The sequence below is a fragment of the Enterobacter sp. Acro-832 genome (assembly GCF_011752745.1).
Lineage (GTDB): Bacteria > Pseudomonadota > Gammaproteobacteria > Enterobacterales > Enterobacteriaceae > Enterobacter > Enterobacter quasiroggenkampii.
This window is the reverse complement of record NZ_VWWX01000006.1, coordinates 184529-210365: the sequence shown is the minus strand read 5'-3', so window position 1 is coordinate 210365 and position 25837 is coordinate 184529. Positions and strand designations below refer to the sequence as shown.

24 protein-coding genes and 1 other annotated feature are annotated in these 25837 nt (G+C 57.4%); of the genes, 14 read left to right on the top strand and 10 right to left on the bottom strand.

Annotation, left to right across the window (positions count from 1 at the left end):
• Nucleotides 1-81: 81 nt before the first annotated feature.
• From mnmE to rpmH, 5 genes are all read right to left on the bottom strand, one after another.
• The gene (gene mnmE, locus F3J31_RS19470) at nucleotides 82-1446 is read right to left on the bottom strand and encodes a tRNA uridine-5-carboxymethylaminomethyl(34) synthesis GTPase MnmE (RefSeq protein WP_021242672.1); all 1365 of its coding nucleotides are present in this window, start codon (nucleotides 1444-1446) and stop codon (nucleotides 82-84) included.
• A 72-nt stretch (nucleotides 1447-1518) separates the two neighbouring features.
• Nucleotides 1519-3162, bottom strand: a complete 1644-nt coding sequence (yidC, locus tag F3J31_RS19465; protein WP_023617679.1) for a membrane protein insertase YidC — start codon at nucleotides 3160-3162, stop codon at nucleotides 1519-1521.
• 2 nt (nucleotides 3163-3164) lie between these two features.
• Nucleotides 3165-3422: a membrane protein insertion efficiency factor YidD gene (yidD, locus tag F3J31_RS19460; RefSeq protein WP_001307474.1), complete on the bottom strand. Its 258-nt coding sequence runs from the start codon at nucleotides 3420-3422 to the stop codon at nucleotides 3165-3167.
• Nucleotides 3386-3745 (bottom strand): ribonuclease P protein component, encoded by a 360-nt coding sequence (rnpA, locus tag F3J31_RS19455; RefSeq protein WP_024907873.1) that lies wholly within the window; start codon nucleotides 3743-3745, stop codon nucleotides 3386-3388. Before rnpA ends, yidD begins: the two co-directional genes overlap by 37 nt.
• A 16-nt stretch (nucleotides 3746-3761) precedes the next feature.
• A complete protein-coding gene (rpmH, locus tag F3J31_RS19450) occupies nucleotides 3762-3902 on the bottom strand; it encodes a 50S ribosomal protein L34 (RefSeq protein WP_000831330.1) in 141 nt (46 codons plus the stop codon).
• A gap of 599 nt (nucleotides 3903-4501) precedes the next feature.
• Here rpmH and dnaA point away from each other — a divergent pair.
• Genes dnaA through gyrB form a run of 4 tightly spaced genes read left to right on the top strand, consistent with a single transcriptional unit; the run spans nucleotide 4502 to nucleotide 10514 of the window.
• Nucleotides 4502-5896: a chromosomal replication initiator protein DnaA gene (gene dnaA / locus F3J31_RS19445; RefSeq protein WP_039267117.1), complete on the top strand. Its 1395-nt coding sequence runs from the start codon at nucleotides 4502-4504 to the stop codon at nucleotides 5894-5896.
• A gap of 4 nt (nucleotides 5897-5900) precedes the next feature.
• Nucleotides 5901-7001: a DNA polymerase III subunit beta gene (dnaN, locus tag F3J31_RS19440; protein ID WP_008500170.1), complete on the top strand. Its 1101-nt coding sequence runs from the start codon at nucleotides 5901-5903 to the stop codon at nucleotides 6999-7001.
• The gene (gene recF, locus F3J31_RS19435; RefSeq protein ID WP_048030318.1) at nucleotides 7001-8074 is read left to right on the top strand and encodes a DNA replication/repair protein RecF; all 1074 of its coding nucleotides are present in this window, start codon (nucleotides 7001-7003) and stop codon (nucleotides 8072-8074) included. The genes dnaN and recF overlap by 1 nt, the downstream gene beginning before the upstream one ends.
• Before the next feature lie 28 nt (nucleotides 8075-8102).
• Nucleotides 8103-10514, top strand: coding sequence for a DNA topoisomerase (ATP-hydrolyzing) subunit B (gene gyrB, locus F3J31_RS19430; protein WP_045909362.1), 2412 nt, complete (start codon nucleotides 8103-8105; stop codon nucleotides 10512-10514).
• A 34-nt stretch (nucleotides 10515-10548) separates the two neighbouring features.
• Here gyrB and F3J31_RS19425 read toward each other — a convergent pair whose 3' ends face one another.
• A complete protein-coding gene (locus tag F3J31_RS19425; protein ID WP_045909363.1) occupies nucleotides 10549-11484 on the bottom strand; it encodes a LysR family transcriptional regulator in 936 nt (311 codons plus the stop codon).
• A gap of 109 nt (nucleotides 11485-11593) precedes the next feature.
• Here F3J31_RS19425 and F3J31_RS19420 point away from each other — a divergent pair, with 109 nt between their 5' ends.
• The 3 genes from F3J31_RS19420 (at nucleotide 11594) to F3J31_RS19410 (ending at nucleotide 14826) form a co-directional block, all read left to right on the top strand.
• Complete coding sequence (locus tag F3J31_RS19420; RefSeq protein ID WP_167214814.1) at nucleotides 11594-12619, top strand: NAD(P)-dependent alcohol dehydrogenase; 1026 nt, start codon at nucleotides 11594-11596, stop codon at nucleotides 12617-12619.
• A 114-nt stretch (nucleotides 12620-12733) separates the two neighbouring features.
• On the top strand, nucleotides 12734-13546 hold the full coding sequence (gene yidA / locus F3J31_RS19415) for a sugar-phosphatase (protein ID WP_008500165.1): 813 nt from the start codon (nucleotides 12734-12736) through the stop codon (nucleotides 13544-13546).
• Nucleotides 13547-13596: 50 nt separating this feature from the next.
• On the top strand, nucleotides 13597-14826 hold the full coding sequence (locus tag F3J31_RS19410) for a DUF3748 domain-containing protein (RefSeq protein ID WP_167214811.1): 1230 nt from the start codon (nucleotides 13597-13599) through the stop codon (nucleotides 14824-14826).
• Here F3J31_RS19410 and F3J31_RS19405 read toward each other — a convergent pair.
• Nucleotides 14823-15155, bottom strand: a complete 333-nt coding sequence (locus F3J31_RS19405; protein WP_167214808.1) for a YceK/YidQ family lipoprotein — start codon at nucleotides 15153-15155, stop codon at nucleotides 14823-14825. The two genes, F3J31_RS19410 and F3J31_RS19405, sit on opposite strands and share 4 nt — an antisense overlap.
• 249 nt (nucleotides 15156-15404) lie before the next feature.
• Nucleotides 15405-15476, top strand: a sequence feature (ROSE (Repression Of Heat Shock gene Expression) occurs in the 5'-region of heat shock genes and acts as an RNA thermometer to modulate expression.).
• Here F3J31_RS19405 and ibpA point away from each other — a divergent pair.
• The 3 genes from ibpA to F3J31_RS19390 all read left to right on the top strand — a co-directional run bounded on the left by ibpA (nucleotide 15470) and on the right by F3J31_RS19390 (nucleotide 18279).
• Nucleotides 15470-15880 (top strand): small heat shock chaperone IbpA, encoded by a 411-nt coding sequence (gene ibpA / locus F3J31_RS19400; protein ID WP_008500162.1) that lies wholly within the window; start codon nucleotides 15470-15472, stop codon nucleotides 15878-15880. Its footprint overlaps the feature before it by 7 nt.
• Before the next feature lie 136 nt (nucleotides 15881-16016).
• Nucleotides 16017-16445, top strand: a complete 429-nt coding sequence (gene ibpB, locus F3J31_RS19395) for a small heat shock chaperone IbpB (RefSeq protein WP_008500161.1) — start codon at nucleotides 16017-16019, stop codon at nucleotides 16443-16445.
• Nucleotides 16446-16617: 172 nt separating this feature from the next.
• A complete protein-coding gene (locus F3J31_RS19390; RefSeq protein ID WP_111967621.1) occupies nucleotides 16618-18279 on the top strand; it encodes a putative transporter in 1662 nt (553 codons plus the stop codon).
• Here the strand turns inward: F3J31_RS19390 and F3J31_RS19385 are convergent.
• The gene (locus F3J31_RS19385) at nucleotides 18247-18993 is read right to left on the bottom strand and encodes a GntR family transcriptional regulator (RefSeq protein WP_023618235.1); all 747 of its coding nucleotides are present in this window, start codon (nucleotides 18991-18993) and stop codon (nucleotides 18247-18249) included. The two genes, F3J31_RS19390 and F3J31_RS19385, sit on opposite strands and share 33 nt — an antisense overlap.
• A gap of 221 nt (nucleotides 18994-19214) precedes the next feature.
• Here F3J31_RS19385 and F3J31_RS19380 point away from each other — a divergent pair, with 221 nt between their 5' ends.
• The 4 genes from F3J31_RS19380 (at nucleotide 19215) to F3J31_RS19365 (ending at nucleotide 22933) form a co-directional block, all read left to right on the top strand.
• On the top strand, nucleotides 19215-20837 hold the full coding sequence (locus tag F3J31_RS19380) for an alpha-glucoside-specific PTS transporter subunit IIBC (protein WP_024907386.1): 1623 nt from the start codon (nucleotides 19215-19217) through the stop codon (nucleotides 20835-20837).
• A complete protein-coding gene (locus tag F3J31_RS19375; RefSeq protein WP_167214805.1) occupies nucleotides 20834-22156 on the top strand; it encodes a 6-phospho-alpha-glucosidase in 1323 nt (440 codons plus the stop codon). Before F3J31_RS19380 ends, F3J31_RS19375 begins: the two co-directional genes overlap by 4 nt.
• Before the next feature lie 92 nt (nucleotides 22157-22248).
• The gene (locus F3J31_RS19370) at nucleotides 22249-22596 is read left to right on the top strand and encodes a YidH family protein (protein ID WP_024907384.1); all 348 of its coding nucleotides are present in this window, start codon (nucleotides 22249-22251) and stop codon (nucleotides 22594-22596) included.
• Nucleotides 22586-22933: a DUF202 domain-containing protein gene (locus tag F3J31_RS19365; protein ID WP_045909368.1), complete on the top strand. Its 348-nt coding sequence runs from the start codon at nucleotides 22586-22588 to the stop codon at nucleotides 22931-22933. The genes F3J31_RS19370 and F3J31_RS19365 overlap by 11 nt, the downstream gene beginning before the upstream one ends.
• A gap of 83 nt (nucleotides 22934-23016) precedes the next feature.
• Here the strand turns inward: F3J31_RS19365 and dsdA are convergent, their stop codons facing one another.
• Complete coding sequence (gene dsdA / locus F3J31_RS19360) at nucleotides 23017-24303, bottom strand: D-serine ammonia-lyase (protein ID WP_048030329.1); 1287 nt, start codon at nucleotides 24301-24303, stop codon at nucleotides 23017-23019.
• A 17-nt stretch (nucleotides 24304-24320) separates the two neighbouring features.
• Nucleotides 24321-25658, bottom strand: coding sequence for a D-serine transporter DsdX (gene dsdX / locus F3J31_RS19355; RefSeq protein WP_024907381.1), 1338 nt, complete (start codon nucleotides 25656-25658; stop codon nucleotides 24321-24323).
• Between the last annotated feature and the right edge of the window lie 179 nt (nucleotides 25659-25837).

The window sequence follows — 25837 nt, the reverse complement described above, 5'->3', positions numbered from 1 at the left end:
AGGGGGTGAAAAGGGATTAGGCGAGTTGCCATTTGGACAATGGTGATTTCCCTGGAGGAAATCACCATGGATTAGCGGGAATTACTTACCAATACAGAAGCTCGAGAAGATCCGTCCCAGCAGATCGTCCGACGTAAACTCCCCGGTGATCTCGCTCAGATTCTGCTGCGCCAGACGCAGCTCTTCCGCCAGCAGTTCACCCGCCCACGCGCCGATCAGCTGCGCTTTACCCTGAACGAGATGGTTCGCCGCTTCTTCCAGCGCCTGAAGGTGACGGCGACGCGCGAGGAAGCCGCCTTCCATGCTGGTGTCAAAGCCCATGCTCTGCTTGAGATGGTTACGCAGGTCGTCCACGCCTTCACCGGTCCGCGCCGACAGGCGAATCAGTGAGTGACCATTCACATCGCTGATACCGAGCGTTTCGCCGGTCACGTCCGCTTTGTTACGCACCACGGTGATCGGCAGTTTAGCCGGGAGACGGGCGATAAAGTCCGGCCAGATCTCCGCCGGGTCAACGGCGTCGGTCGTGGTGCCGTCCACCATAAACAGCACGCGGTCGGCCTGCTCGATCTCCTGCCAGGCGCGTTCGATACCGATGCGCTCAACCTCGTCGCTGGCATCGCGCAGACCGGCGGTATCGATGATGTGCAGCGGCATGCCGTCGATGTGGATGTGCTCGCGCAGCACGTCGCGAGTGGTACCGGCAATGTCGGTCACGATTGCCGCTTCACGGCCCGCCAGGGCGTTTAGCAGGCTAGATTTCCCGGCGTTAGGGCGTCCGGCAATCACCACCTTCATCCCTTCGCGCAGCAGGCTGCCCTGGCGCGCTTCGGCGCGAACGGCGTCGAGATCGGCCATCACCTGGTTGAGCTGGGCTTCAATTTTACCGTCAGAGAGAAAATCGATCTCCTCATCCGGGAAGTCGATAGCCGCTTCCACGTAGATGCGCAGGTGAGTAAGTGCTTCCACAAGGTGATTCACACGCGCGGAAAATGCCCCCTGCAGCGAGTTCAGGGCGGAGCGGGCCGCCTGTTCAGAACTGGCGTCGATCAGGTCTGCAATCGCCTCCGCCTGCGCCAGGTCGAGCTTGTCGTTGAGAAAGGCACGTTCGGAGAACTCGCCCGGCTTCGCAATGCGCAGGCCCGGCAGGGTCAGGATCCGTTTTAACAGCAGGTCGAGGATAACCGGGCCGCCGTGGCCCTGTAGCTCCAGTACGTCTTCACCGGTAAAGGAGTTCGGGCCGGGGAACCACAGCGCAATGCCCTGGTCCAGCGGCGTGCCGTCGGTATCTTTAAACGGCAGGTAATCAGCGTAGCGCGGCTTTGGCAGCTTACCCAGTACCGCTTCGGCCACCTCGCGTGCCTTCAGGCCGGAGATACGCAGAATGCCTACACCACCGCGTCCCGGTGGGGTTGCCTGGGCGACGATAGTGTCGTTATGGCTCATGGTTGCTCTCGTTCAATACAAATAAAAAAGGCGGTCAATCGACCGCCCTTATTTTAGCGTTAACTTATCGGATCAGGACTTTTTCTTTTCGCGGCTATGCAGGCCACGTTTTTCCAGACCACGGTAAATCAGCTGCTGCTGGATAATGGTCACCAGGTTGCTGACGATATAGTACAGCACCAGACCTGACGGGAACCACAGGAAGAACACGGTGAAGATGACCGGCATAAAGGTCATAATCTTCTGCTGCATCGGGTCGGTCACGGTGGTCGGCGACATCTTCTGGATGAAGAACATCGTCACGCCCATCAGGATCGGCAGGATGTAGTACGGGTCCTGTGCGGACAAGTCATGGATCCACAGTGCGAACGGCGCGTGGCGCAGCTCAACGGAACCCATCAGCATGTAGTACAGTGCAAGGAAGATTGGCATCTGAATCAGCAGCGGGAAGCAACCACCCAGTGGGTTCACTTTCTCTGCTTTATACAGGGCCATCATCTCCTGGCTCTGACGCTGCTTGTCATCGCCCAGACGCTCACGCATTGCCTGAATCTTCGGCTGCAGCATGCGCATCTTCGCCATGGAGGTGTACTGCGCTTTGGTCAGCGGGTACATGATGCCACGAACGATGAAGGTGATAACGATGATGGAGAAGCCCCAGTTACCCAGGAAGCTGTGGATGAACTTCAGCAGCTTAAACAGCGGCTGAGAGATGAACCACAACCAACCGTAATCCACGGTCAGATCCAGGTGCGGCGCAACAGCGGCCATTTTGTCCTGAATTTCAGGGCCGACCCACAGGGTGCTTGCCAGCTTACCAGTTTGACCCGGCTGTACCAGAACCGGCTGAGATTTGTAGCCGATGGCGGCAAGACCGTTACCCAGGTTCGCGGTGTAGAAGTTGTTGGTACCGTCGTTATTTGGCACCCATGCCGTTGCGAAATACTGCTGCAGCATCGCCACCCAACCGCCTTTAGCGCTGACGTTCAGGTTTTCGTTATCGGCAATGGTGTCGAATTTGTATTTCTCGTACTTCGCGTCAGGCGTGGAGTACGCCGCGCCACGGAAGGTATGCAGCGCAAAGTTGCTGCTTCCGGTGTCACGGTGTGACGGCAGATTGATGGACTGCTTCAGCTGGCCAAAGGTCGACAGCTCCAGCGGTTTCGCACTGGCGTTCTGTACGCTGTAGCCCACGTTCACCGCATATTCACCGCGCTTCAGGGTGAAGGTTTTGGTGAAGGTGTTGCCTGCGGCGTCGGTGTACGTCATCGGGATCACGAGTTCGTTCTGACCATCAGCCAGCACAAAGGTGTCGTTCTCGACGTTATACAGTGGACGCGCACCGTTAGCCGGGTTATCCGGGCCATCACGACCGGTCAGGCCGCTCTGCGCCTGGTAGATAAACTCAGGCGTGGTTTCCAGTAACTGGAACGGTTCGTTAGACTTCAGCTCTTTCGGGTAGGTTAACAGCAGCGCCTGCTCAACATCACCACCACGGGTGTTGATAGTCAGCTCAAGCACATCGGTCTTAACCGTAATCTGTTTCCCCTGGCCACTGGCCGGTACGCCCTGGTCGGCGGCGCTACCCGCTGCGGTGGTCGTTGTCTGCGTGACCTGCTGTTGTGGTTGAGGATTTTTATCCTGCTCCCACGCCTGCCAGATCATGAAAGACACGAACAACAAAGCGATGATAAGAAGATTGCGTTGCGAATCCATCGTTAGTGTTCTCTGGTATCAAAGGGTCCTGGGGGGACGGGGTCGTCTCCACCTGGGTGTAAAGGGTGGCATTTTAATACGCGTTTCACCGTCAACCAACTGCCTTTTATCACTCCAAACCTGCGCAATGCCTCAATTCCGTAGCTTGAGCATGTTGGTGTGAAACGGCAGTGCGGCCCGAGTAGCGGACTAATCAGGCGTTGATAGACCCGAATGAGGGCTATCAGGACCCGTGAGCCAGGCGACAGTGGCGGCGCCATAATTTTTCCAACGCTTCCGAGAGAGCACGGTTATCGAGGTCGGCAACCCCTTTCTTCGCCACCACCACGAAATCCATTGAAGGCAGTTCGTGCTGACGTAAACGGAAGCTTTCACGCGTCAGACGTTTAATCCGATTGCGTTCATGCGCACGCTTAACATTTTTCTTGGCGACTGTGAGACCGATGCGGGGATGCCCCAGCGAATTTTGGCGGCCGAGGATGGTGATTTGCGGCGTGCCAGCCCGTTGTGGCTGCTGGAAGACGAAAGTGAAATGAGCGGGAGTTAACAAACGTAACTCCCTGGGAAATGCTAGCTTAACCACTCAGGGGTTAGCTTTATTACTTGGAAACGGTCAGACGAGCGCGGCCTTTAGCACGACGACGTGCCAGAACCTGACGACCATTTTTAGTAGCCATACGAGCACGGAAGCCGTGAGAACGGTTGCGCTTCAGTACAGACGGTTGAAAAGTGCGTTTCATGGCGATTTCTACCTAAACTTGAATAAATTCACTGACTTTTGCGTATACCCGAACGAGTTTCGAACGACTAACGCCTCAGCGTGGGTGATTAAAGAGGCCGGATTGTAATAATTGTACACTCCGGAGTCAATTCTCTTTCCTTATTTCCCGCGTATTTCCGCACGTTTTCGCGTGGAAAATGAGCAACGGACGACGCAGGAAGATGAGCATCACGCGCCGGGTCGAGGATTATACGGGCTCACCGACAAAGCGCAAGGATCGTCCCGGATCTTCGTTAGATCATTTAAGCAATAAATTGTCTGTGCTCATTAATTTTTCCAATATGCGGGCTAAATCGTGGGGCACTCGCGCCAGGATCGTTTACACTTAACCGGTTTCTGATCTTCCTGTGGATAAATCGGGAAGAATCTGTGAGAAACAGAAGATCTCTGGCTCAGTTTAGGCTATGATCCGCGGTCCCGATCGGGATCCCAGGATCCTGGTCAGGATAAATTGCAGATAGCAATTCGCACGTCCCCCTTTACACAGGGTCATGCCGATGTGCGCCAACAATCATGAATATTCAATAGTTTTCTTTTATTGTTCGAGTGGAGTCCGCCGTGTCACTTTCGCTTTGGCAGCAGTGTCTTGCCCGATTGCAGGATGAGTTACCAGCCACAGAATTCAGTATGTGGATCCGCCCGTTGCAGGCGGAACTGAGCGATAACACGCTGGCTTTGTATGCGCCAAACCGTTTTGTGCTCGATTGGGTAAGGGACAAATACCTTAATAACATCAATGGACTGCTGAACGATTTCTGCGGGTCAGATGCCCCACAGCTGCGCTTTGAAGTGGGTACAAAGCCGGTCACCCAAACCGTTCGTGAAACCGTGAACGTCGCAGCGCCTGCTCAGGCCGCTCCTGTTCCGGCCCCTCGCGTCGCACCCGCTCGTCAGGGCTGGGATAATGTTCCCGCACCGGCTGAGCCAACCTACCGCTCTAACGTAAACGTGAAACACACGTTCGATAACTTCGTTGAAGGTAAGTCGAACCAGCTGGCGCGCGCGGCGGCTCGCCAGGTTGCTGATAACCCCGGTGGGGCCTACAACCCGCTGTTTCTGTATGGCGGCACGGGTCTGGGTAAAACGCACCTTCTTCATGCGGTGGGCAACGGCATTATGGCGCGCAAGCCCAATGCCAAAGTGGTGTATATGCACTCCGAACGCTTCGTTCAGGACATGGTAAAAGCCCTGCAAAACAATGCGATCGAAGAGTTTAAACGCTACTATCGTTCCGTTGACGCGCTGCTGATCGATGACATTCAATTCTTTGCCAACAAAGAGCGATCGCAGGAAGAATTTTTCCACACCTTCAACGCCCTGCTGGAAGGTAATCAGCAGATCATTTTGACCTCGGATCGTTATCCAAAAGAGATCAACGGTGTTGAAGATCGTCTGAAATCCCGCTTCGGCTGGGGCCTGACCGTGGCGATCGAGCCACCGGAGCTGGAAACCCGCGTCGCGATCCTGATGAAGAAAGCCGATGAAAACGACATTCGCCTGCCGGGTGAAGTGGCGTTCTTCATTGCCAAGCGTCTGCGCTCCAACGTGCGTGAGCTGGAGGGGGCACTGAACCGCGTTATCGCCAATGCCAACTTCACCGGTCGTGCGATCACCATCGATTTTGTGCGTGAAGCGCTGCGCGATTTGCTGGCATTGCAGGAAAAACTGGTCACTATCGACAATATTCAAAAGACGGTGGCTGAGTACTACAAGATCAAAGTGGCAGATTTACTGTCTAAACGTCGTTCCCGCTCGGTGGCGCGTCCGCGTCAGATGGCGATGGCGCTGGCAAAGGAGTTAACCAACCACAGTCTGCCGGAAATCGGGGATGCGTTTGGTGGCCGTGACCATACGACCGTGCTGCACGCTTGTCGCAAGATTGAGCAGTTACGCGAAGAAAGCCACGACATAAAAGAAGATTTTTCCAATCTAATCAGAACATTATCATCGTGACGCTATGAAATTTACCGTTGAACGTGAACATTTATTAAAACCGCTGCAACAGGTGAGTGGCCCATTAGGCGGCCGCCCAACGCTGCCTATTCTCGGAAACCTGCTGCTTCAGGTCGCGGACGGTACGCTGTCGCTGACCGGTACAGATCTGGAAATGGAAATGATCGCGCGCGTTACGCTGACGCAGCCGCACGACGCGGGCGCGACCACGGTTCCGGCACGTAAATTCTTTGATATCTGCCGCGGGCTGCCGGAAGGCGCTGAAATCGCTGTGCAGCTGGAAGGCGACCGTATGCTGGTGCGCTCTGGCCGCAGCCGTTTCTCGCTCTCCACGCTGCCTGCTGCGGACTTCCCGAACCTGGACGACTGGCAGAGCGAAGTGGAATTTACCCTGCCGCAGGCGACGATGAAGCGTCTGATTGAAGCCACGCAGTTCTCCATGGCGCATCAGGACGTGCGTTACTACTTAAACGGCATGTTGTTCGAAACCGAAGGTGAAGAGCTGCGTACCGTGGCGACCGACGGCCACCGTCTGGCGGTCTGTTCCATGCCGATTGGCGACTCACTGCCAAACCATTCGGTGATCGTGCCGCGTAAAGGGGTGATTGAGCTGATGCGTATGCTCGACGGTGGCGACACGCCGCTGCGCGTGCAGATCGGCAGCAATAACATCCGCGCTCACGTGGGCGACTTTGTCTTCACATCGAAGCTGGTTGATGGCCGTTTCCCGGATTATCGCCGCGTATTGCCGAAGAATCCGGACAAAACGCTGGAAGCCGGTTGTGATAGCCTCAAGCAGGCGTTTGCGCGTGCGGCCATACTCTCTAACGAGAAATTCCGCGGCGTGCGTCTGTACGTGAGTGAAAACCAGATCAAAATCACCGCCAACAACCCGGAGCAGGAAGAGGCAGAAGAGATTCTGGACGTCACCTACGCCGGGGCTGAGATGGAAATCGGCTTCAACGTTAGCTACGTGCTGGATGTGCTGAACGCGCTGAAATGCGAGAACGTGCGCATCCTGCTGACCGACTCCGTTTCGAGCGTACAGATTGAAGATGCCGCATCACAGTCGGCTGCCTATGTTGTCATGCCAATGAGACTGTAATGTCGCTCACCCGTCTGTTGATCCGCGACTTTCGCAACATCGAGAGCGCGGATCTCGCTTTATCCCCTGGCTTTAACTTCCTGGTTGGCGCGAACGGCAGCGGCAAAACCAGCGTGCTGGAAGCCATCTATACGCTCGGCCACGGCCGGGCGTTTCGCAGTTTGCAGATTGGTCGCGTCATTCGCCACGAGCAGGAATCCTTTGTTCTGCACGGGCGTTTACAGGGCGAGGAGCGGGAGACCGCCATCGGCCTGACCAAAGACAAGCAGGGCGACAGCAAGGTGCGCATCGACGGTACCGACGGTCACAAGGTGGCCGAGCTGGCGCTGCTGATGCCGATGCAGCTGATCACGCCCGAGGGGTTTACTTTACTCAACGGCGGCCCCAAATACAGAAGAGCGTTCCTCGACTGGGGATGCTTTCACAACGAAGCCGGATTCTTTAACGCCTGGAGCAATCTGAAGCGTCTGCTCAAGCAGCGTAACGCCGCACTGCGTCAGGTGACGCGCTACGCCCAGTTGCGTCCGTGGGACATGGAGTTAATCCCTCTCGCGGAACAGATCAGCCGCTGGCGTGCCGAATACAGCGCAGGTATCGCCGAAGACATGGCCGACACCTGCAAACAGTTTTTACCTGAATTCTCTCTCACCTTCTCCTTCCAGCGCGGCTGGGAGAAAGAGACGGACTATGCCGAGGTGTTAGAGAGAAGCTTCGAGCGCGACCGCATGTTGACCTACACCGCGCACGGCCCGCACAAGGCGGATTTCCGCATTCGTGCTGACGGTGCGCCGGTGGAAGACACGCTGTCGCGCGGGCAGCTCAAGCTCCTGATGTGCGCGCTACGCCTGGCACAGGGGGAGTTTCTCACCCGCGAGAGCGGGCGACGCTGCCTGTACCTGATAGATGATTTTGCCTCGGAACTTGACGACGCGCGGCGCGGGCTGCTTGCCAGCCGCTTAAAAGCCACGCAGTCGCAGGTTTTCGTCAGTGCAATAAGCGCTGAACACGTTATAGACATGTCGGACGAAAATTCGAAGATGTTTACCGTGGAAAAGGGTAAAATAACGGATTAACCCAAGTTGAAATGAGCGAGAAACGTTGATGTCGAATTCTTATGACTCCTCCAGTATCAAAGTCCTGAAAGGGCTGGATGCGGTGCGTAAGCGCCCGGGTATGTATATCGGCGACACGGATGACGGCACCGGTCTGCACCACATGGTATTCGAGGTGGTAGATAACGCTATCGACGAAGCGCTCGCGGGTCACTGTAAAGACATCGTGGTCACCATCCATGCGGACAACTCCGTCTCCGTTACCGATGACGGTCGTGGCATCCCAACCGGTATTCACCCGGAAGAGGGCGTCTCAGCGGCGGAAGTGATCATGACCGTCCTGCACGCAGGCGGTAAGTTCGACGATAACTCCTATAAAGTTTCCGGCGGCCTGCACGGCGTGGGTGTTTCGGTAGTAAACGCCCTGTCGCAGAAGCTGGAGCTGGTTATCCAGCGCGAAGGCAAAATCCACCGTCAGCTTTATACGCACGGCGTGCCGCAGGCACCACTGGCCGTTACGGGCGACACCGACAAAACCGGTACCATGGTGCGTTTCTGGCCGAGCCTCGAAACCTTCACCAACGTCACCGAGTTCGAGTACGACATCCTGGCGAAACGCCTGCGTGAACTGTCGTTCCTGAACTCCGGCGTCTCGATTCGCCTGCGCGACAAGCGTGACAACAAAGAAGACCACTTCCACTACGAAGGCGGTATCAAGGCGTTCGTTGAGTATCTGAACAAGAACAAAACGCCTATTCACCCGAATATCTTCTACTTCTCCACCGAAAAAGACGGTATCGGCGTAGAAGTGGCGCTGCAGTGGAACGACGGTTTCCAGGAAAACATCTACTGCTTCACCAACAACATTCCACAGCGTGACGGTGGTACTCACCTTGCAGGCTTCCGTGCGGCGATGACCCGTACCCTGAACGCCTACATGGACAAAGAAGGCTACAGCAAGAAAGCGAAAGTCAGCGCCACCGGTGACGATGCCCGTGAAGGCCTGATTGCCGTTGTCTCCGTGAAGGTGCCGGATCCGAAGTTCTCCTCACAGACCAAAGACAAGCTGGTCTCTTCTGAGGTGAAATCGGCGGTTGAGCAGCAGATGAACGAACTGCTGAGCGAATACCTGCTGGAAAACCCGTCCGACGCGAAAATCGTGGTGGGCAAAATTATCGATGCGGCGCGTGCCCGTGAAGCGGCGCGTAAAGCCCGTGAAATGACCCGTCGTAAAGGCGCGCTGGACTTAGCCGGCCTGCCGGGCAAGCTGGCTGACTGCCAGGAACGCGACCCGGCGCTGTCCGAACTGTACCTTGTGGAAGGGGACTCTGCGGGCGGTTCTGCGAAGCAGGGCCGTAACCGTAAGAACCAGGCTATCCTGCCGCTGAAGGGTAAAATCCTCAACGTTGAGAAGGCGCGCTTCGACAAGATGCTCTCTTCTCAGGAAGTGGCGACGCTCATCACCGCGCTGGGCTGCGGCATCGGCCGTGACGAGTACAACCCGGACAAACTGCGCTACCACAGCATCATCATCATGACCGATGCGGACGTCGACGGCTCGCACATTCGTACGCTGCTGTTGACCTTCTTCTATCGTCAGATGCCTGAAATCGTTGAACGTGGCCACGTCTACATTGCCCAGCCGCCGCTGTACAAAGTGAAGAAAGGCAAGCAGGAACAGTACATCAAAGATGACGAAGCGATGGATCAGTACCAAATCGCAATCGCACTTGATGGCGCAACCCTGCACGCGAACTCGCACGCCCCTGCGCTGGCCGGTGAGCCGCTGGAGCGTCTGGTGTCCGAGTTCAACGCCACGCAGAAAATGATTACGCGTATGGAACGCCGTTATCCGAAAACGCTGCTGAAGGAGCTGGTTTATCAGCCAACCCTGACCGAAGCCGATCTGAGCAACGAGCAGACCGTCACCCGCTGGGTGAACGCCCTGGTGACCGATCTGAACGAGAAAGAGCAGCACGGCAGCCAGTGGAAATGCGATGTTCAGCAGAACGCCGATCATCAGTTCGAGCCGATCGTTCGCGTGCGTACCCACGGCGTCGATACCGACTACCCGCTGGAGCACGAATTTGTGACCGGTCCGGAATACCGTCGCATCTGCACACTCGGCGAGAAGCTGCGCGGCCTGATCGAAGACGATGCGTTCATCGAACGTGGCGAACGTCGTCAGCCGGTAGCCAGCTTCGAGCAGGCGCTGGACTGGCTGGTGAAAGAGTCCCGTCGCGGCCTCGCCATCCAGCGCTATAAAGGTCTGGGCGAAATGAACCCGGAGCAGCTGTGGGAAACCACCATGGATCCGGAAAGCCGCCGTATGCTGCGCGTTACCGTTAAGGACGCGATTGCTGCAGACCAGCTGTTCACCACCCTGATGGGCGATGCGGTTGAACCACGTCGTGCCTTCATCGAAGAGAACGCCCTGAAAGCGGCAAATATCGATATTTAATCGACGTTATACCGCACAATAACTGGCCGCGCTTTTAGCGCGGCTTTTTTATGGGCGCAGGCATATCCAGCGACATCACGGACGGTAAACGGCTCGCCAGCGTGTCTATGGCCATTCTTACCCTCAGCGGCAGGTGCGGCGTCTGCTGCCAGACAGCATGGACGTCAAAATGGACATCCGGCGCCTGCTTCAGGAGCGGGACGAGTTTTCCCTGATGGATTTCTTTAATGGCCATCCAGCAGGGGAGCCAGGCAATGCCGTGCCCGGTCAACGCCGCGTCGCATATGGCCTGCAAATCATCCATATTGAGTGATGAACGAGGAGTAAAGCTGTGCGAGGTCCCTTCATTATCCATCAGCTGCCAGGAGAGGACTCTGCCTGCGCGCAGATAGTTAATCGCCGTATGATGGGGTAAATCAGCCACGCTTTGCGGCTGGCCTTTCTTCTGCAGATAATCCGGCGCGGCACATAGCACCATGCGGTGTTCCCCCAGCTTTCTGGCGACCAGCACGCTGCTGTCCTGCAGCGTGCCGTTACGCACCGCCATATCAAACCCTTCCTCTACCAGATCCACCACGCGGTCACTGAACGACATTTCAAGCTCAAGCCCGGGGTGTTCCTGCGCCAGTTCAATCAACAGCGGCGCGACACACTGGCGACCAAAGAGCACCGGCATGGCAACACGCAGGCGGCCACTGACCTGCTGTTTCCCTGTTTCAAGCAGCGACTCTGCGCCCCGAATCTCCTCCAGCGCGCGCAGACAGCGCTCGTAGAACAGGGCACCGTTATCGGTCAGCCGCTGGCTGCGTGTGGTGCGCTGAAAGAGCCGTACTCCGAGGCGTTCCTCAAGGCGAGCAATGCTTTTTCCCACCGCCGAGCGCGACAGGTGCAGGCGAACTGCGGCCTGTGCAAAGCTTCCTGCCTCCACGGCAGCGACAAAAACAGGAATATCTTTCAGCGTATCGGTCATGGATTGTATCCATTCAGGCATCAATAAAGCGAAAACTTATCGCCACTGGTAACTAGGAGTCAACGCTAGACTGTCGGTACTGAAGCTTATTTGATCGCAGGAGATAGAAATGACGCAGACAATGCAACGCTGGACGATGAACGCCCTCGGGCGCGAGAGCCTCACACTCACTCAGGAGCCCATTCCACAGCCAGGCCCGGGTGAAGTACGCGTACGGGTGAATGCCGTTGCGCTCAACTATCGCGATAAAATGGTGATTGAAGGCACGATGCCGATTCCGCTTTCCTTCCCGTTTACTCCGGCGTCTGACATGGCGGGCGTCGTAGACAGCGTTGGTGAAGGCGTCACGCGTTTCCAGCCCGGCGCTCGCGTTATCTCAACCTTCTTCCCGGAGTGGATCGACGGTAAACCGCAGGCGGACGCGCGCAATTTGCCCTATAGAACGTCCGGCGGATACTTCCAGGGAATGCTGGCCGAGTATGTGATTGTGAAGGAAGACGCGCTGGCGGCATCACCGGAAACCCTGGATGACGCAGAGGCTAGCACCTTACCCTGTGCAGGGCTTACCGCCTGGTTCGCGCTGGTGGAACGCGGCCAGCTGCGCGCCGGGCAATCGGTGCTGGTACAGGGGACGGGCGGCGTGGCGATTTTCGCCCTGCAAATTGCCAAAGCGCACGGCGCAGAGGTATTTGTCACCTCGGGGAGCGATGAAAAGCTGGCGTTGGCCAAAAAACTGGGGGCCAGCCAGGGCATCAACCGCCTGAAAGGCGACTGGGCTGAAAATACGCTGGCACTGACGCAGGATCGCGGCATCGACCATATTATTGAAACCGTGGGCGGGGAGAACCTGAAGCACTCCCTGCGCGCCGTTGCCGTTCATGGACGTATCTCGGTCATTGGCGTGCTGGCCGGCACTGACATTTCGCTCTCTGCTGGCGAACTGTTGCTGAAATCTCCCGTCATTCAGGGGATCGGCGTAGGACACCGCAGGGCGCTGGAAGATTTCGTCCGCGCTGTTGATGTCACCGGACTGAAACCCGTGATTGAGCATCGCTACCGTTTTAACGAGCTTGAACAGGCACTTGAGCATCTGGATCGCGGTGCGTTTGGTAAAATCGTTCTCACTCGCGAGTAATTTTTTATTCCCCGGGAGAAGCGTAAAAGGGGGCTTTTGTTGCGCAATATAGCTCTATTTTTGTGTGCTTAATCGCGTTAGCATGAGGCAGCACTCATTTATCCCGGGGAACTCATGGCTATCAAACTTATTGCAATCGATATGGACGGCACGCTGTTGCTGCCAGACCACACTATCTCTCCAGCCGTTAAGAACGCGATCGCCGCGGCACGCGCCAAGGGTGTGAATGTGGTCCTCACCACGGGGCGACCGTATGCGGGCGTGCACAGCTACCTGAAAGAGCTGCACATGAATCAGCCTGGCGACTACTGCATCACCTATAACGGCGCGCTGGTACAGAAAGCCGCGGATGGCAGTACGGTTGCGCAAACCGCGCTGAGCTACGATGACTACCGGTTCCTGGAAAAACTGTCCCGTGAAGTGGGCTCCCACTTCCACGCCCTCGATCGCAATACGCTTTATACCGCCAACCGTGATATCAGCTACTACACGGTACATGAATCCTACGTGGCGACCATTCCGCTGGTGTTCTGTGAAGCCGAGAAAATGGATCCGGCCACCCAGTTCCTGAAAGTGATGATGATCGACGAGCCGGAGATACTGGATAAAGCGATTGCGCGCATTCCGGCCGAGGTGAAAGAGAAATACACCGTGCTGAAAAGTGCGCCGTACTTCCTTGAAATCCTCGATAAACGCGTCAATAAAGGCACCGGCGTGAAATCGCTGGCCGACGCGCTGGGCATCAAGCCGGACGAAATCATGGCGCTGGGTGACCAGGAAAACGACATCGCGATGATTGAATTCGCGGGCATGGGCGTGGCGATGGATAACGCCATTCCGTCGGTGAAAGAAGTGGCTAATTTTGTCACCAAATCTAACCTCGAAGACGGCGTGGCTTACGCCATTGAGAAGTTTGTGCTGAACTAAACACCCGCTTGCTATACCCTGATGCGATAACAGCGCATCAGGGTATCCTCATGAAACAAATCACCTTCGCTTCCCGCAACCACCAGCTGACCAACATCAATACCTGGACGCCGGACAGCCAGTGGCTGGTCTATGACGTGCGCCCGTCAGGTGCATCGTTCACCGGAGAAACCATCGAGCGGGTCAACGTCGGCACGGGCGAGGTAGACGTGGTTTATCGCGCCACTGACGGCGCGCACGTTGGCGTGGTGACCGTTCATCCTGCGCAAGAGAAATACGTCTTTATCCACGGTCCGAAAAACCCGGATGCAGACTGGCACTACGATTTTCATCATCGTCAGGGGGTGATTGCGCATCACGGTCAGGTGAGCAACCTGGACGCGATGGATATCACTTCGCCGTACACCCCTGGCGCGCTGCGCGGCGGCAGCCACGTCCATGTCTTCAGCCCGAACGGCCAGCTTGTCAGCTTTACCTATAACGACCACGTGCTGCACGTGCGCGATCCTAAACGTGATTTACGCAACGTCGGCGTGGCGGCGCCTTATGGCCCGGTGAATCCGCAGGGTAACCATTCCCGCGAATACCCGGGCGCTTACTGGAGCGTGCTGGTCAGCCGCACGACGCCCAACCCGAAGCCGGGCAGCGACGAGATTAACCGCGCCTATGAAGAGGGCTGGGTGGGCAACACCAGGCTGGCGTTTATCGGCGATACCCTCTCTGCGCAGGGCGAAAAAGTCCCGGAACTGTTTATCGTCGACCTGCCGGAAGACGAGCAGGGCTGGAAGCGTGCGGGCGATGCGCCGCTGCAGGGCACCGAAGAGACCCTGCCAGCCCCGCCTGCAGGGGTGAAGCAGCGTCGTTTGACCTTTACGCATCAGAGGGCTTATCCGGGTCTGGTGAACGTGCCGCGTCACTGGGTTCGCAGCAACCCGCAGGGAACGCAGATCGCGTTTCTGATGCGCGACGATAACGGCATTGTGCAGCTGTGGCTGATCTCGCCTGAGGGCGGCGAGCCGCGCCAGCTGACGCAGACCGCGAGCGGTATTCAGTCTGCGTTTAACTGGCATCCGGCGGGTGACCGACTGGGGGTTGTGCTCGAAAACCGGATCGCCTGCTGTGACGCGCAGACTGGAGAGGTGACGTTTTTGACGTCCGATCACGGCAATCCGCCGTCTGCTGATGCCGTCGTGTTTTCCCCGGACGGGCGCTTTATCGCGTGGATGGAAGAGACAGGCGGTTTCCGTCAACTTTGGTTAACGGAAACCGCGCAGAACTAGCGTGAAGGCATGTCAGCGGGCGGGATAACGGCGTTTGTCGCCAGATTCTCCTGCTCGCTTTTTTCTACCCGTGAGCGCACGGAGTTGTCCTTACGAAACATATCCCACGGCAGCAAAAGCGTATCCGCCACAGCCGTAAACGGCATATCCAGGATAACCAGGGATTTGGTGCCCCAGTTTGTATCGTCATCGGAGATCATCGCCGCGCTGGCGCGCGTCCCCGGATATGTTCCTTCTTTACCGCCGGTGTGAGACATCACGCTCGAACACCCGCAAAGTAAAACAGCCCCGCTGAACGTCGTCAGCTTTATCAGAACATTTTTCATCATCACTCAGTCATCGTTAATGGCACTGCATAGACCTGCAACTCAGGGTTATAACGAGCCTTAACCAAAATGGATAGCCCGATAACCCCGCACTGTGGCAGCCATCGCAATTTAACCCTTTGTGCTGTTGTCCCAGTCTAAGCGAGATGCAGGAAAGTGCAAAAAAAAGTGCAGTCGTCGTGCTTGAAAAGCCCGGTTGCAGACCCATTTTAAGAATACGACCCGATAACGAACTCGCCTGATGGGTGTTCGGGGGGCGCAAAGGCCTGTCCATGGTGGAAGGCTTAATTTTCTCGCTGATTTCAGGAGTTTTATTTATGCGTAACTTCGATCTTTCTCCGCTATACCGTTCTGCAATTGGTTTTGACCGCCTGTTTAACCATTTAGAAAATAACCAAAGCCAGAGCAACGGCTACCCTCCATACAATGTTGAGCTGGTTGATGAAAACCACTACCGCATCGCCATTGCCGTCGCCGGTTTTGCAGAAAACGAACTGGAGATCACCGCGCAGGACAACCTGCTGGTGGTGAAAGGTTCCCATACGGCCGAGCAGAAAGAACGTACCTACCTTTACCAGGGCATCGCTGAGCGCAACTTTGAACGCAAGTTCCAGTTAGCCGAGAACATTCACGTGAAAGGCGCGAACCTGGTCAACGGCCTGCTGTTTATCGAACTGGAACGTGTGATTCCGGAAGAGAAAAAACCGCGTCGTATCGAAATTAACTAATTATGCGGGTCGCGCGAGCGGCCCACCCAGACTTGCTTGCCGTAACGGGAGCATATGCGAATCCATCCGGATTTGCAGGAACAACTGCGCACAAAATTAAACTGTGCCGAACTCGCTTCTCAGAAGGAGATTTAGTATGCGTAACTACGATTTATCCCCCTTACTTCGTCAGTGGATTGGTTTTGACAAACTGGCTAATGCCCTGCAAAACACCGCTGAGCAACAGACGTTTCCGCCGTACAACATCGAAAAAAGCGACGATAACCACTATCGCATCACCCTGGCGCTGGCCGGCTTCCGTCAGGAGGATCTGGATATCCAGCTCGAAGGCACGCGTCTGACCGTGAAAGGTACGCCGGAGAAACAAGAGACCGAGACCAAATGGCTGCATCAGGGGCTGGTTAATCAGCCGTTTAGCCTGAGCTTTACTCTGGCAGACCATATGGACGTCTCCGGCGCAACGTTTACCAACGGGCTGCTGCATATTGACCTGACCCGTAACGTACCGGAAGCCATCGCGCCGCAGCGTATCGCCATTAGCGACCGGCCGGCGTTAAACAGTTAACAAGCCCACCGAACCTGTAGGTCGGGTAAGGCGCAGCCGCCACCCGACACCGCTCACAGACCGCACAAGGCCCTGCCCCGGCAGGGCTTTTTTGTGCGCCATCGCCCATACAACCGCCCACGGCTCTGAGAGAATCCTTAGCATAACTAAGGTTATGCCAAGGAAGTGGATCATGAGTGATATCGCGTTAACCGTCAGCGTGTTGGCCCTGGTCGCTGTTGTTGGCCTGTGGATAGGGAATATCAAAATCCGCGGCGTCGGGTTTGGGATCGGCGGGGTGCTGTTTGGCGGCATTTTTGTCGGCCACTTTGCCGACCAGCTCGGGCTGGTGCTGAGCGCCGAGATGCTCCACTTTACTCAGGAGTTCGGCCTGATCCTCTTCGTCTATACCATCGGGATTCAGGTGGGGCCGGGGTTTTTCGCCTCACTTCGGGTTTCCGGATTGCGGCTCAACCTGTTTGCCCTCGGCATTGTGGTGATGGGCGGGCTGGTCACCGCCATTCTGCATAAAATCTTTGCTATCCCGCTGCCCGTGGTGCTGGGCATTTTCTCCGGAGCGGTCACCAACACGCCCGCGCTCGGTGCCGGACAGCAAATCCTGCGCGATTTGGGCATCGAACCCGGCATCGTCGACCAGATGGGGATGAGCTACGCCATGGCCTATCCGTTTGGCATTTGCGGCATTCTGCTCTCCATGTGGCTGGTCCGCGTCCTGTTTCGCATTAACGTTGATAAAGAGGCGAAAGACCACGAAACCACGCTCACCAACGGCCATATGCCGATTAAAACCATCAACATTCGGGTTGATAACCCCAACCTGAACAATATGGCGATTCAGGACGTACCGATCCTGAACAGCGCCAATATCATCTGCTCGCGCCTTAAGCGCGACGATATGCTGATGGTGCCCGCGCCTGGCACCATCATTCAGCAGGGCGATCTGCTGCATCTGGTCGGCCAGCCCGGCGATTTAAACAACGCGCGGCTGGTGATTGGTCAGGAAGTGGATACCTCTCTCTCAACCCGTGGCACCGATATGCGCGTGGAACGCGTTGTGGTGACTAACGAGCACGTCCTTGGCAAAAAAATACGCGATCTGCAGGTAAAAGAACGCTATGACGTGGTGATCTCCCGCCTCAACCGTGCGGGTGTCGAGCTGGTCGCCAGCCCCGAGGCCAGCCTGCAGTTCGGGGATATCCTCAACCTGGTCGGTCGCCCCTCGTCCATCGACGCCGTGGCGGATATGGTGGGTAACGCCCAGCAGAAGCTGCAGCAGGTGCAGATGTTGCCGGTGTTCATCGGTATTGGACTTGGCGTACTCCTTGGCTCCATCCCGCTGTACGTGCCGGGTTTCCCGGTTGCGCTCAAGCTGGGCCTGGCGGGCGGGCCGTTGATTATGGCGCTGATCCTCGGGCGTATCGGCTGCATCGGTAAGCTCTACTGGTTTATGCCGCCGAGCGCCAACCTGGCGCTGCGCGAGCTGGGCATCGTGCTGTTCCTGGCGGTGGTCGGGCTGAAGTCCGGCGGGGATTTTGTCGATACGCTGATTAAGGGCGAAGGGATGAGCTGGGTCGGCTACGGCATCTTTATCACGGCGATTCCGTTGCTGACGGTAGGCATACTGGCGCGGATGTTCGCCAAAATGAACTACCTGACGCTGTGCGGCATGCTGGCGGGCTCCATGACCGATCCGCCCGCGCTGGCCTTTGCCAACAACCTGCATACCACCAGCGGCGCGGCTGCGCTCTCCTATGCCACCGTCTACCCGCTGGTGATGTTCCTGCGCATCATCACCCCGCAGCTACTGGCGGTGCTGTTCTGGGGGATGGGCTAGCAGGTCGTCCGGGTGGATGCGCCGCAGATGGTAGTCCACCTGGTAATCACTGGTATTGCGGAACATCACGGAATAATTGAGGAACTCGCCGCTGTCGCTGTAGGAAAGGGAGGTGATACGCAGCAGCGGCGTCTGTTCCGGCAGGTTCATATAACCCGCCAGCTGCTTATCGGCCAGCACCGGCGTCAGGCTCTCGTAGTTGCCGCTGATGGTGATCCCGCACTCCTTCTCGATGTAATCAAACTTTGACCCTTCAAGATGCGCCAGCGACAGATTGCGAAACAGCTTCACCGGCATAAAGCTGTCCTCCAGCATCAGCGGCTTTCCGTCCACGTAGCGCACCCGTCGGGAAAAGTAGATCCGCTCATCCACCTGAATTCGCAGCTGGCTGGCGATGGCGGGCGGGGCGGGCATCACTTCGAACTGCAGCACCTTGCTCTGCACCTCTTTTCCCTGCTGACGCAGCACTTCCACCAGCCCGGTCAGGTTGGTGGTTTCGTGGTGAACGTCTTTGCGTGACACAAACGTGCCGCTGCCGTGCCGCCGTTCAACCAGCCCCCAGCTCACCAGCAGATCCAGCGCCTTGCGGATGGTCATTCGCGCCACGCCGAACTCCTGCGCCAGCGCTTTCTCGCCCGGCAGCGGACTGCCGATGTTGTAGTCCGACGAATTCAGCCGCAGCCGCAATCTGTCAGCAATGGATTTGTAGATCACCAGTAGACCTCTCTGCCCTTATCAGGGCGTGGATGGCGTCCTGACATGTCCATATTTACCGCAAAAAGTAGACCTGATTGGTCAAAATAAAACCATGAATGCGATCACGAATCGCAGCGGCACGCCATGTTCGCGCATCAGTAAGTTCTTATGCTCACCTCAGGCCAGCAAAAAACCATAAAGGCCTCTACCCCTACAGGTTGTTTCATGAGGATTTAAAAATGCTCAGTCAAATACAACGTTTTGGCGGTGCCATGTTTACCCCGGTGTTGCTATTTCCGTTCGCCGGGATCGTGGTGGGAATCGCCATCATGCTTCGCAACCCGCTGTTTGTCGGCGAAGCCTTAACGGCCCCCGATCATCTTTTCGCGCAGATTGTTCACATCATTGAAGAAGGCGGCTGGGCGGTGTTCCGCAATATGCCGCTGATTTTTGCCGTCGGCCTGCCGATTGGCCTGGCGAAGCAGGCCCAGGGCCGCGCCTGTCTGGCGGTGCTGATTAGCTTCCTGACCTGGAACTATTTCATCAACGCTATGGGGATGACCTGGGGCCACTTCTTTGGCGTCGACTTCTCCGCCGAACCGACGGCCGGTAGCGGGCTGGCGATGATTGCCGGCATCAAAACGCTCGATACCAGCATCATCGGCGCCATCGTGATTTCAGGCATCGTCACCGCCATCCACAACCGCTATTTTGACAAGCCGCTGCCGGTGTTTCTGGGGATTTTCCAGGGCAGCTCGTTTGTCGTTATCCTCGCGTTCTTCGTCATGATCCCCTGCGCCTGGCTGACGCTGCTGGGCTGGCCGAAAGTGCAGATGGGCATTGAGTCCCTGCAGGCGTTCCTGCGCTCTGCCGGGGCGCTGGGCGTGTGGGTCTATACCTTCCTGGAACGCATTCTGATCCCAACCGGATTGCACCACTTCGTCTACGGTCCGTTCATCTTCGGCCCGGCGGCGGTGGAAGGGGGGATTCAGGTCTACTGGGCGCAGCATCTGCAGGAATTCAGCCAGAGCACCCTGCCGCTGAAAACCCTCTTCCCGGAAGGCGGCTTCGCCCTGCACGGTAACTCAAAAGTGTTCGGTTCGGTCGGGATTGCGCTGGCGATCTGGTACACCGCGTCGCCGGAAAACCGCGTCAAGGTCGCGGGGCTGCTGGTCCCGGCCACGCTTACCGCGGTGCTGGTGGGCATTACCGAACCGCTCGAATTCACCTTCCTGTTTATCTCGCCGCTGCTGTTTGCCGTTCACGCCGTGCTGGCGGCGACCATGGCGACGGTGATGTACACCTTCGGCGTGGTCGGGAACATGGGCGGCGGCCTGCTGGACCAGTTCCTGCCGCAAAACTGGATCCCGATGTTCCATAACCACGCCGCGACGGTCTTTACCCAGATCGGCATTGGCGTCTGCTTCACCGGAATTTACTTCGTGGTCTTCAAAACGCTGATTGCACGTCTGAACCTGAAAACCCCGGGCCGGGAGGAGAGCGAAATCAAGCTCTACAGCAAGGCCGACTATAAGGCGGCGCGCGGGCAAACCACCGCCCCGGCCGCGGCCAGCCAGCAGGTCGGGCAGGCCGCCGGATTCCTGCAGGCGCTCGGCGGCGCGGCCAACATCGAAAGCATCAACAACTGCGCCACCCGCCTGCGCATCGCCCTGGTCGATATGGCGAAAACGCAAAGCGATGACGTCTTCAAAGCCCTCGGCGCCCACGGCGTGGTGCGACGCGGTAACGGCATTCAGGTGATTGTCGGCCTGCACGTTCCTCAGGTGCGCGACCAGCTGGAATCGCTGATGAAAACCCCCTTAACGAATGAACAAACCACCCTGACAGAGGCTATATCATGAAAAAATTCTCAGTTGTCATTGCAGGCGGCGGCAGCACCTTTACGCCTGGTATCGTCCTGATGCTGTTAGCCAACCGTGACCGTTTCCCGCTGCGCGCGCTGAAGTTCTATGACAACGACGGCGCGCGTCAGGAGACCATCGCCGAAGCGTGCAAAATCATCCTTAAGGAGCAGGCTCCGGAGATTGAATTCAGCTACACCACCGATCCGAAAGCGGCGTTTAGCGATGTCGATTTCGTGATGGCGCATATCCGCGTGGGCAAATACCCGATGCGCGAAAAAGATGAAAAAATCCCGCTGCGCCACGGCGTGCTGGGCCAGGAAACCTGCGGCCCGGGCGGGATTGCCTACGGCATGCGCTCTATCGGCGGCGTGCTGGAGCTGGTGGATTACATGGAGCAGTACTCCCCGAACGCGTGGATGCTGAACTACTCCAACCCGGCGGCGATTGTCGCGGAAGCCACGCGCCGCCTGCGTCCGAACGCCAAAATCCTCAATATCTGCGATATGCCGATCGGCATCGAAGGGCGCATGGCACAGATTGTCGGCCTGAAAGACCGCAAAGAGATGCGCGTGCGCTACTACGGCCTGAACCATTTCGGCTGGTGGACGTCAATTGAAGACCTGAACGGCAACGATCTGATGCCGAAGCTGCGCGAATACGTTGCGAAAAACGGTTATGTCCCGCCTTCTGACAACGCTCACACCGAGGCGAGCTGGAACGATACGTTCGCCAAAGCCAAAGACGTGCAGGCGCTGGATCCGGACACCATGCCGAACACCTACCTCAAGTATTATCTGTTCCCGGACTACGTGGTCGCGCATTCCAACCCGGAACGCACCCGCGCCAATGAGGTCATGGACCACCGTGAGAAGAACGTATTCAGTTCCTGCCGGGCGATTATCGAGGCGGGAAAATCCTCCGCCGGTGAGCTGGAAATCGACGAACACGCGTCGTACATCGTCGATCTGGCAACCGCCATTGCCTTTAACACCCAGGAGCGGATGCTGCTGATTGTGCCAAACAACGGGGCCATCCATAACTTTGATGCCGATGCGATGGTGGAAATTCCTTGCCTGGTGGGCCATAACGGACCGGAGCCGCTCACGGTGGGCGATATTCCGCACTTCCAGAAAGGGCTGATGAGCCAGCAGGTGGCGGTGGAAAAACTGGTGGTGGATGCCTGGGAGCAGCGTTCGTACCAGAAACTCTGGCAGGCGATTACCCTGTCGAAAACCGTGCCGAGCGCGTCTGTTGCGAAAGCGATTCTGGATGACCTGATCGAGGCCAACAAGGATTACTGGCCAGCGCTGCACTGATCGTCCCGACCGGCATCGCCCGATGCCGGTCTCCTTGTCCTTGTCGATTTACGCTATGCTGAAGCCTGCCCGTAGCTCGACAAGGAACTTTCATGAAAATTTCCCGCCTCGGCGAAGCGCCGGACTACCGCTTCTCGCTGGCTAATGAACGCACGTTTTTAGCGTGGATCCGCACCGCGCTGGGATTCCTTGCCGCCGGGGTGGGGCTCGACCAGCTCGCGCCTGATTTCGCCACCCCGCTGATTCGCGAGGTGCTGGCGCTGCTGCTGTGCCTGTTCGCGGGCGTGCTGGCAATTTACGGCTACCTGCGCTGGCTGCGCAATGAGAAGGCGATGCGTTTGAAGCAGGATCTGCCCTATACGCGTGGATTACTTATCATCAGCGCGATTTTGCTGGCGGTGGCGGGTGTGGTGATGGTGCTGGTGTTCTATGGCGGATAGCCGCAAAGCGCGACGCGAAGCGGACCCCGGCCTGCAGCCGGAGCGGACGTCACTCGCCTGGCTGCGCACGCTGCTGGGGTATGGTGCGCTGATTGCCCTGGCGATTAAGCACAACTGGCACCGTACCGGGGTGCCGTTCTGGATCTCGCTTGTTGTGCTGGCGCTGGTGGCGATCGTTTTATGGCGCTATACCCGCAGTCGTAACCTGATGGACGTGGCAAAAGAGGATGTTGTGCAGCCGAAGGCGGTGCGGGATAAGTTCCTGATCGCCCTGGCCGTGCTTTCTCTCTCACTGCTGTTTGCGATGACCCACATTCAGCAAATTGTGAGCTTTTAAAGCCCGGTGGCGGCTACGCCTTACCGGGCCTACAACTGCCGCGAACCGTAGGCCGGGTAAGGCGCAGCCGCCACCCGGCATAATTACTTCCCTTTCGCCAGATACTTCGCCATCTCGTCTTCCGGCACCATGCCGCCGCCGGTCGCCCACACCAGGTGGGTAACGCTGGCATCTGAAGGCACGCGCAGCGGCCCGGCCATGCCCGCCAGCGCGGACGGTTCCAGCCGAATGCCTTCCTCCTGCGCCAGCCAGCCGAGCATGTCGTACATGCTCTGATCGGAAAGCGTATAGAACCCGTCAAGCAGGCGCTCCATGGCGCGGCCCACGAAGCCGGACGCGCGTCCTACCGCCAGCCCGTCCGCTGCCGTTACGTTATCAATGCCCAGGTCCTGTACGGCAATCTCGTCGTGCAGGCCGGTGTAGACGCCCAGCAGCATGCACGGGGAGTGCGTGGGCTCCGCGAAGAAGCAGTGGACGTTGTCACCAAAGGCCAGCTTCAGGCCAAACGCCACGCCGCCAGGGCCGCCGCCGACGCCGCACGGCAGATAGACGTACAGCGGATGATCGGCATCCACCACGCGGCCCTGTGCGGCAAACTGCGCCTTTAGCCGCTCGCCTGCCACCGCGTAGCCCAGGAACAGGGTGCGGGAGTTTTCATCGTCAATGAAGAAACAGTTCGGATCGCTTTCTGCCGCTTTGCGTCCCTGCTCCACCGCCACGCCGTAATCCTGCTCATATTCCACGACGATGACGCCGTGGCTGCGCAGTTTGGCTTTCTTCCACTCGCGGGCGTCGGCGGACATATGCACCGTCACCTTAAAGCCGATGCGGGCGCTCATGATACCGATGGACATCCCCAGGTTGCCGGTTGAGCCTACCGCAATGCTGTACTGGCTGAAGAAGTCCTTAAAGCGCGGCTCCAGCAGGATGCTGTAGTCATCCTCCACGCTCAGTAATCCGGCGTCCAGAGCCAGCTTTTCCGCGTGGGTCAGCACCTCATAGATACCGCCGCGCGCTTTAATCGAGCCGGAAATCGGCAGGTGGCTGTCTTTTTTCAGCAGCAGCGTGCCGGGAATAGACTTAGCAGATTCTTTCTCCAGCCGCGCCTGCATTGCCGGGATCGCGACCAGTTCGGATTCAATAATCCCACCCGTTGCCGCCGTCTCCGGGAAGGCTTTCGCCAGATACGGCGCGAAGCGGTTGAGTCGCGCATGGGCGTCGTCCACGTCGGCTTTGGTCAGCCCGACATAGGGCAGCCCTTCCGCCAGCGTGGTGGTGCGCGGGTTAAGCCAGGTGGTTTCTTTCAGGGCAATCAGATCCTCAACCAGAGGAAACTGTGCGGTTAAAGTGGTGATAGTTGCGTTTTCCATAATACGTCTCTTCGCGCTCAGATAATGAAAGAAAGCAGGAATGTGCCGCCAAGTGCAAGCACCGAGGCGATAAACGTCGCCGTCGTATAGTATTTGAAGGTCTCATTCAGGGTCGCGCCGCAGTACTGCTTCACCAGCCAGAAGAGGGAATCGGTGACGATCGTGCAGCCAATTGCGCCGGAACCGATGGCAATGGTAATGATCTCCGGACTGACGTTCGGATAGAGGGGCAGCATCGGCGCGACGATGGCCGTGGCACCCATCATCGCGACCGTCGCGGAGCCAACGGCGGCATGCAGCACCAGCGCCACCAGCCAGGCGAGCAGAATAGGGTGCATGTGCAGGTTCGAGAGAATATGCGCCAGCGAGTCCGCCAGTCCGCTGGTTTTCAGGATGGCGTTGAACGCGCCGCCCGCGCCGATAATCAGCAAAATGTTGGCGATAGAGCCAAAGCCGTGCTCCGTATGGGTCAGCATCGCGCCCATGCCCATGTGCTGGCGGATCCCCAGCAGGTAGTAGGCGACAAACACGGCGATAAACATCGCGGTGATCGGGTTGCCGATAAACTCCAGCAGCGTATACAGCGTGCCGTCTTTTGCCATATTCAGTTCGGCGATGGTCTTCACCAGCATCAGGGCAATCGGCAGCAGCACCGTAAACAGCGTGGCGCCCAGCGACGGCAGGGTATGCTCCTCCCGCACCTTCAGGTCTGAAAATTCCGCCGGAACCGGTTTAAACGGCAGACGATTGCCGAGTAGTTTCAGGAACAGCGGGCCGCCGACCAGAGAGGCCATCAGGCCCACCAGCAGGCCGTAGACGATCACCGTCCCGACGTCCGCCCCTAATTTATTGGTCACAAACAGCGCAGCCGGATGCGGCGGCACCACGCAGTGCACCGCCATCAGCGCGGTACAGAGCGGAATGGCCAGCTTGAGCAGCGACGTGTGGGTCTTTTTGGCGATGGAAAACGCCAGCGGGATCAGCAGGACCACGCCCACTTCCACGAACAGCGTAATGCCGCAGATCAGGCCGACCAGTACCATAATCACGTCTGCTGACAGCCAGCGGCAGCGCTGCAGGGCGATCCCGATGCGCTCTGCCGCGCCGGAAACCTCCATCATCTTGCCGAGAATGGTCCCAAGACCAATCACGGCCGCCAGGAAGCCCAGCGTGCCGCCAATCCCGCTCTCAATGGCGTTTACCATATCCAGCGGGCTCATTCCCATCATTGCGCCGACGAAAAAGCTCGCCAGCAGCAGCGCGAGGAACGGGTGAAACTTCAGTTTTACGATGGTTAAAACAATCAACACAATGCTGACCAGCAGCGTTGCCACAACCCAGACCTGAGATCCCATATCTCACCTCACCCTTATGTCATCTGGGGGTATTGGACGAAAAAGCGGCGTGGGCTGACAAACGATATAAATTGGCGTTCAGGTGAGCCAGATTGAATCAACTGAGTGACTGCGCTCTAAAAAACGCACTTAATCCGCATTAGGTTCACATAAATTCACCCTTAAACGGTATGCTGAGC

What these genes read in the sequence shown, in the direction of transcription:
- rpmH (WP_000831330.1), bottom strand. Translation starts at nt 3,902, where the DNA reads ATGAAACGCACTTTTCAACCGTCTGTACTGAAGCGCAACCGTTCTCAC.
- dsdA (WP_048030329.1), bottom strand. Translation starts at nt 24,303, where the DNA reads ATGGAAAACGCAACTATCACCACTTTAACCGCACAGTTTCCTCTGGTT.
- dnaN (WP_008500170.1), top strand. Translation starts at nt 5,901, where the DNA reads ATGAAATTTACCGTTGAACGTGAACATTTATTAAAACCGCTGCAACAG.
- F3J31_RS19410 (WP_167214811.1), top strand. Translation starts at nt 13,597, where the DNA reads ATGAAACAAATCACCTTCGCTTCCCGCAACCACCAGCTGACCAACATC.
- F3J31_RS19425 (WP_045909363.1), bottom strand. Translation starts at nt 11,484, where the DNA reads ATGACCGATACGCTGAAAGATATTCCTGTTTTTGTCGCTGCCGTGGAG.
- gyrB (WP_045909362.1), top strand. Translation starts at nt 8,103, where the DNA reads ATGTCGAATTCTTATGACTCCTCCAGTATCAAAGTCCTGAAAGGGCTG.
- F3J31_RS19380 (WP_024907386.1), top strand. Translation starts at nt 19,215, where the DNA reads ATGCTCAGTCAAATACAACGTTTTGGCGGTGCCATGTTTACCCCGGTG.
- F3J31_RS19375 (WP_167214805.1), top strand. Translation starts at nt 20,834, where the DNA reads ATGAAAAAATTCTCAGTTGTCATTGCAGGCGGCGGCAGCACCTTTACG.
- yidA (WP_008500165.1), top strand. Translation starts at nt 12,734, where the DNA reads ATGGCTATCAAACTTATTGCAATCGATATGGACGGCACGCTGTTGCTG.
- mnmE (WP_021242672.1), bottom strand. Translation starts at nt 1,446, where the DNA reads ATGAGCCATAACGACACTATCGTCGCCCAGGCAACCCCACCGGGACGC.
- dsdX (WP_024907381.1), bottom strand. Translation starts at nt 25,658, where the DNA reads ATGGGATCTCAGGTCTGGGTTGTGGCAACGCTGCTGGTCAGCATTGTG.
- yidC (WP_023617679.1), bottom strand. Translation starts at nt 3,162, where the DNA reads ATGGATTCGCAACGCAATCTTCTTATCATCGCTTTGTTGTTCGTGTCT.
- yidD (WP_001307474.1), bottom strand. Translation starts at nt 3,422, where the DNA reads ATGGCGCCGCCACTGTCGCCTGGCTCACGGGTCCTGATAGCCCTCATT.
- recF (WP_048030318.1), top strand. Translation starts at nt 7,001, where the DNA reads ATGTCGCTCACCCGTCTGTTGATCCGCGACTTTCGCAACATCGAGAGC.
- F3J31_RS19420 (WP_167214814.1), top strand. Translation starts at nt 11,594, where the DNA reads ATGACGCAGACAATGCAACGCTGGACGATGAACGCCCTCGGGCGCGAG.
- F3J31_RS19405 (WP_167214808.1), bottom strand. Translation starts at nt 15,155, where the DNA reads ATGATGAAAAATGTTCTGATAAAGCTGACGACGTTCAGCGGGGCTGTT.
- F3J31_RS19365 (WP_045909368.1), top strand. Translation starts at nt 22,586, where the DNA reads ATGGCGGATAGCCGCAAAGCGCGACGCGAAGCGGACCCCGGCCTGCAG.
- F3J31_RS19370 (WP_024907384.1), top strand. Translation starts at nt 22,249, where the DNA reads ATGAAAATTTCCCGCCTCGGCGAAGCGCCGGACTACCGCTTCTCGCTG.
- F3J31_RS19390 (WP_111967621.1), top strand. Translation starts at nt 16,618, where the DNA reads ATGAGTGATATCGCGTTAACCGTCAGCGTGTTGGCCCTGGTCGCTGTT.
- ibpA (WP_008500162.1), top strand. Translation starts at nt 15,470, where the DNA reads ATGCGTAACTTCGATCTTTCTCCGCTATACCGTTCTGCAATTGGTTTT.
- ibpB (WP_008500161.1), top strand. Translation starts at nt 16,017, where the DNA reads ATGCGTAACTACGATTTATCCCCCTTACTTCGTCAGTGGATTGGTTTT.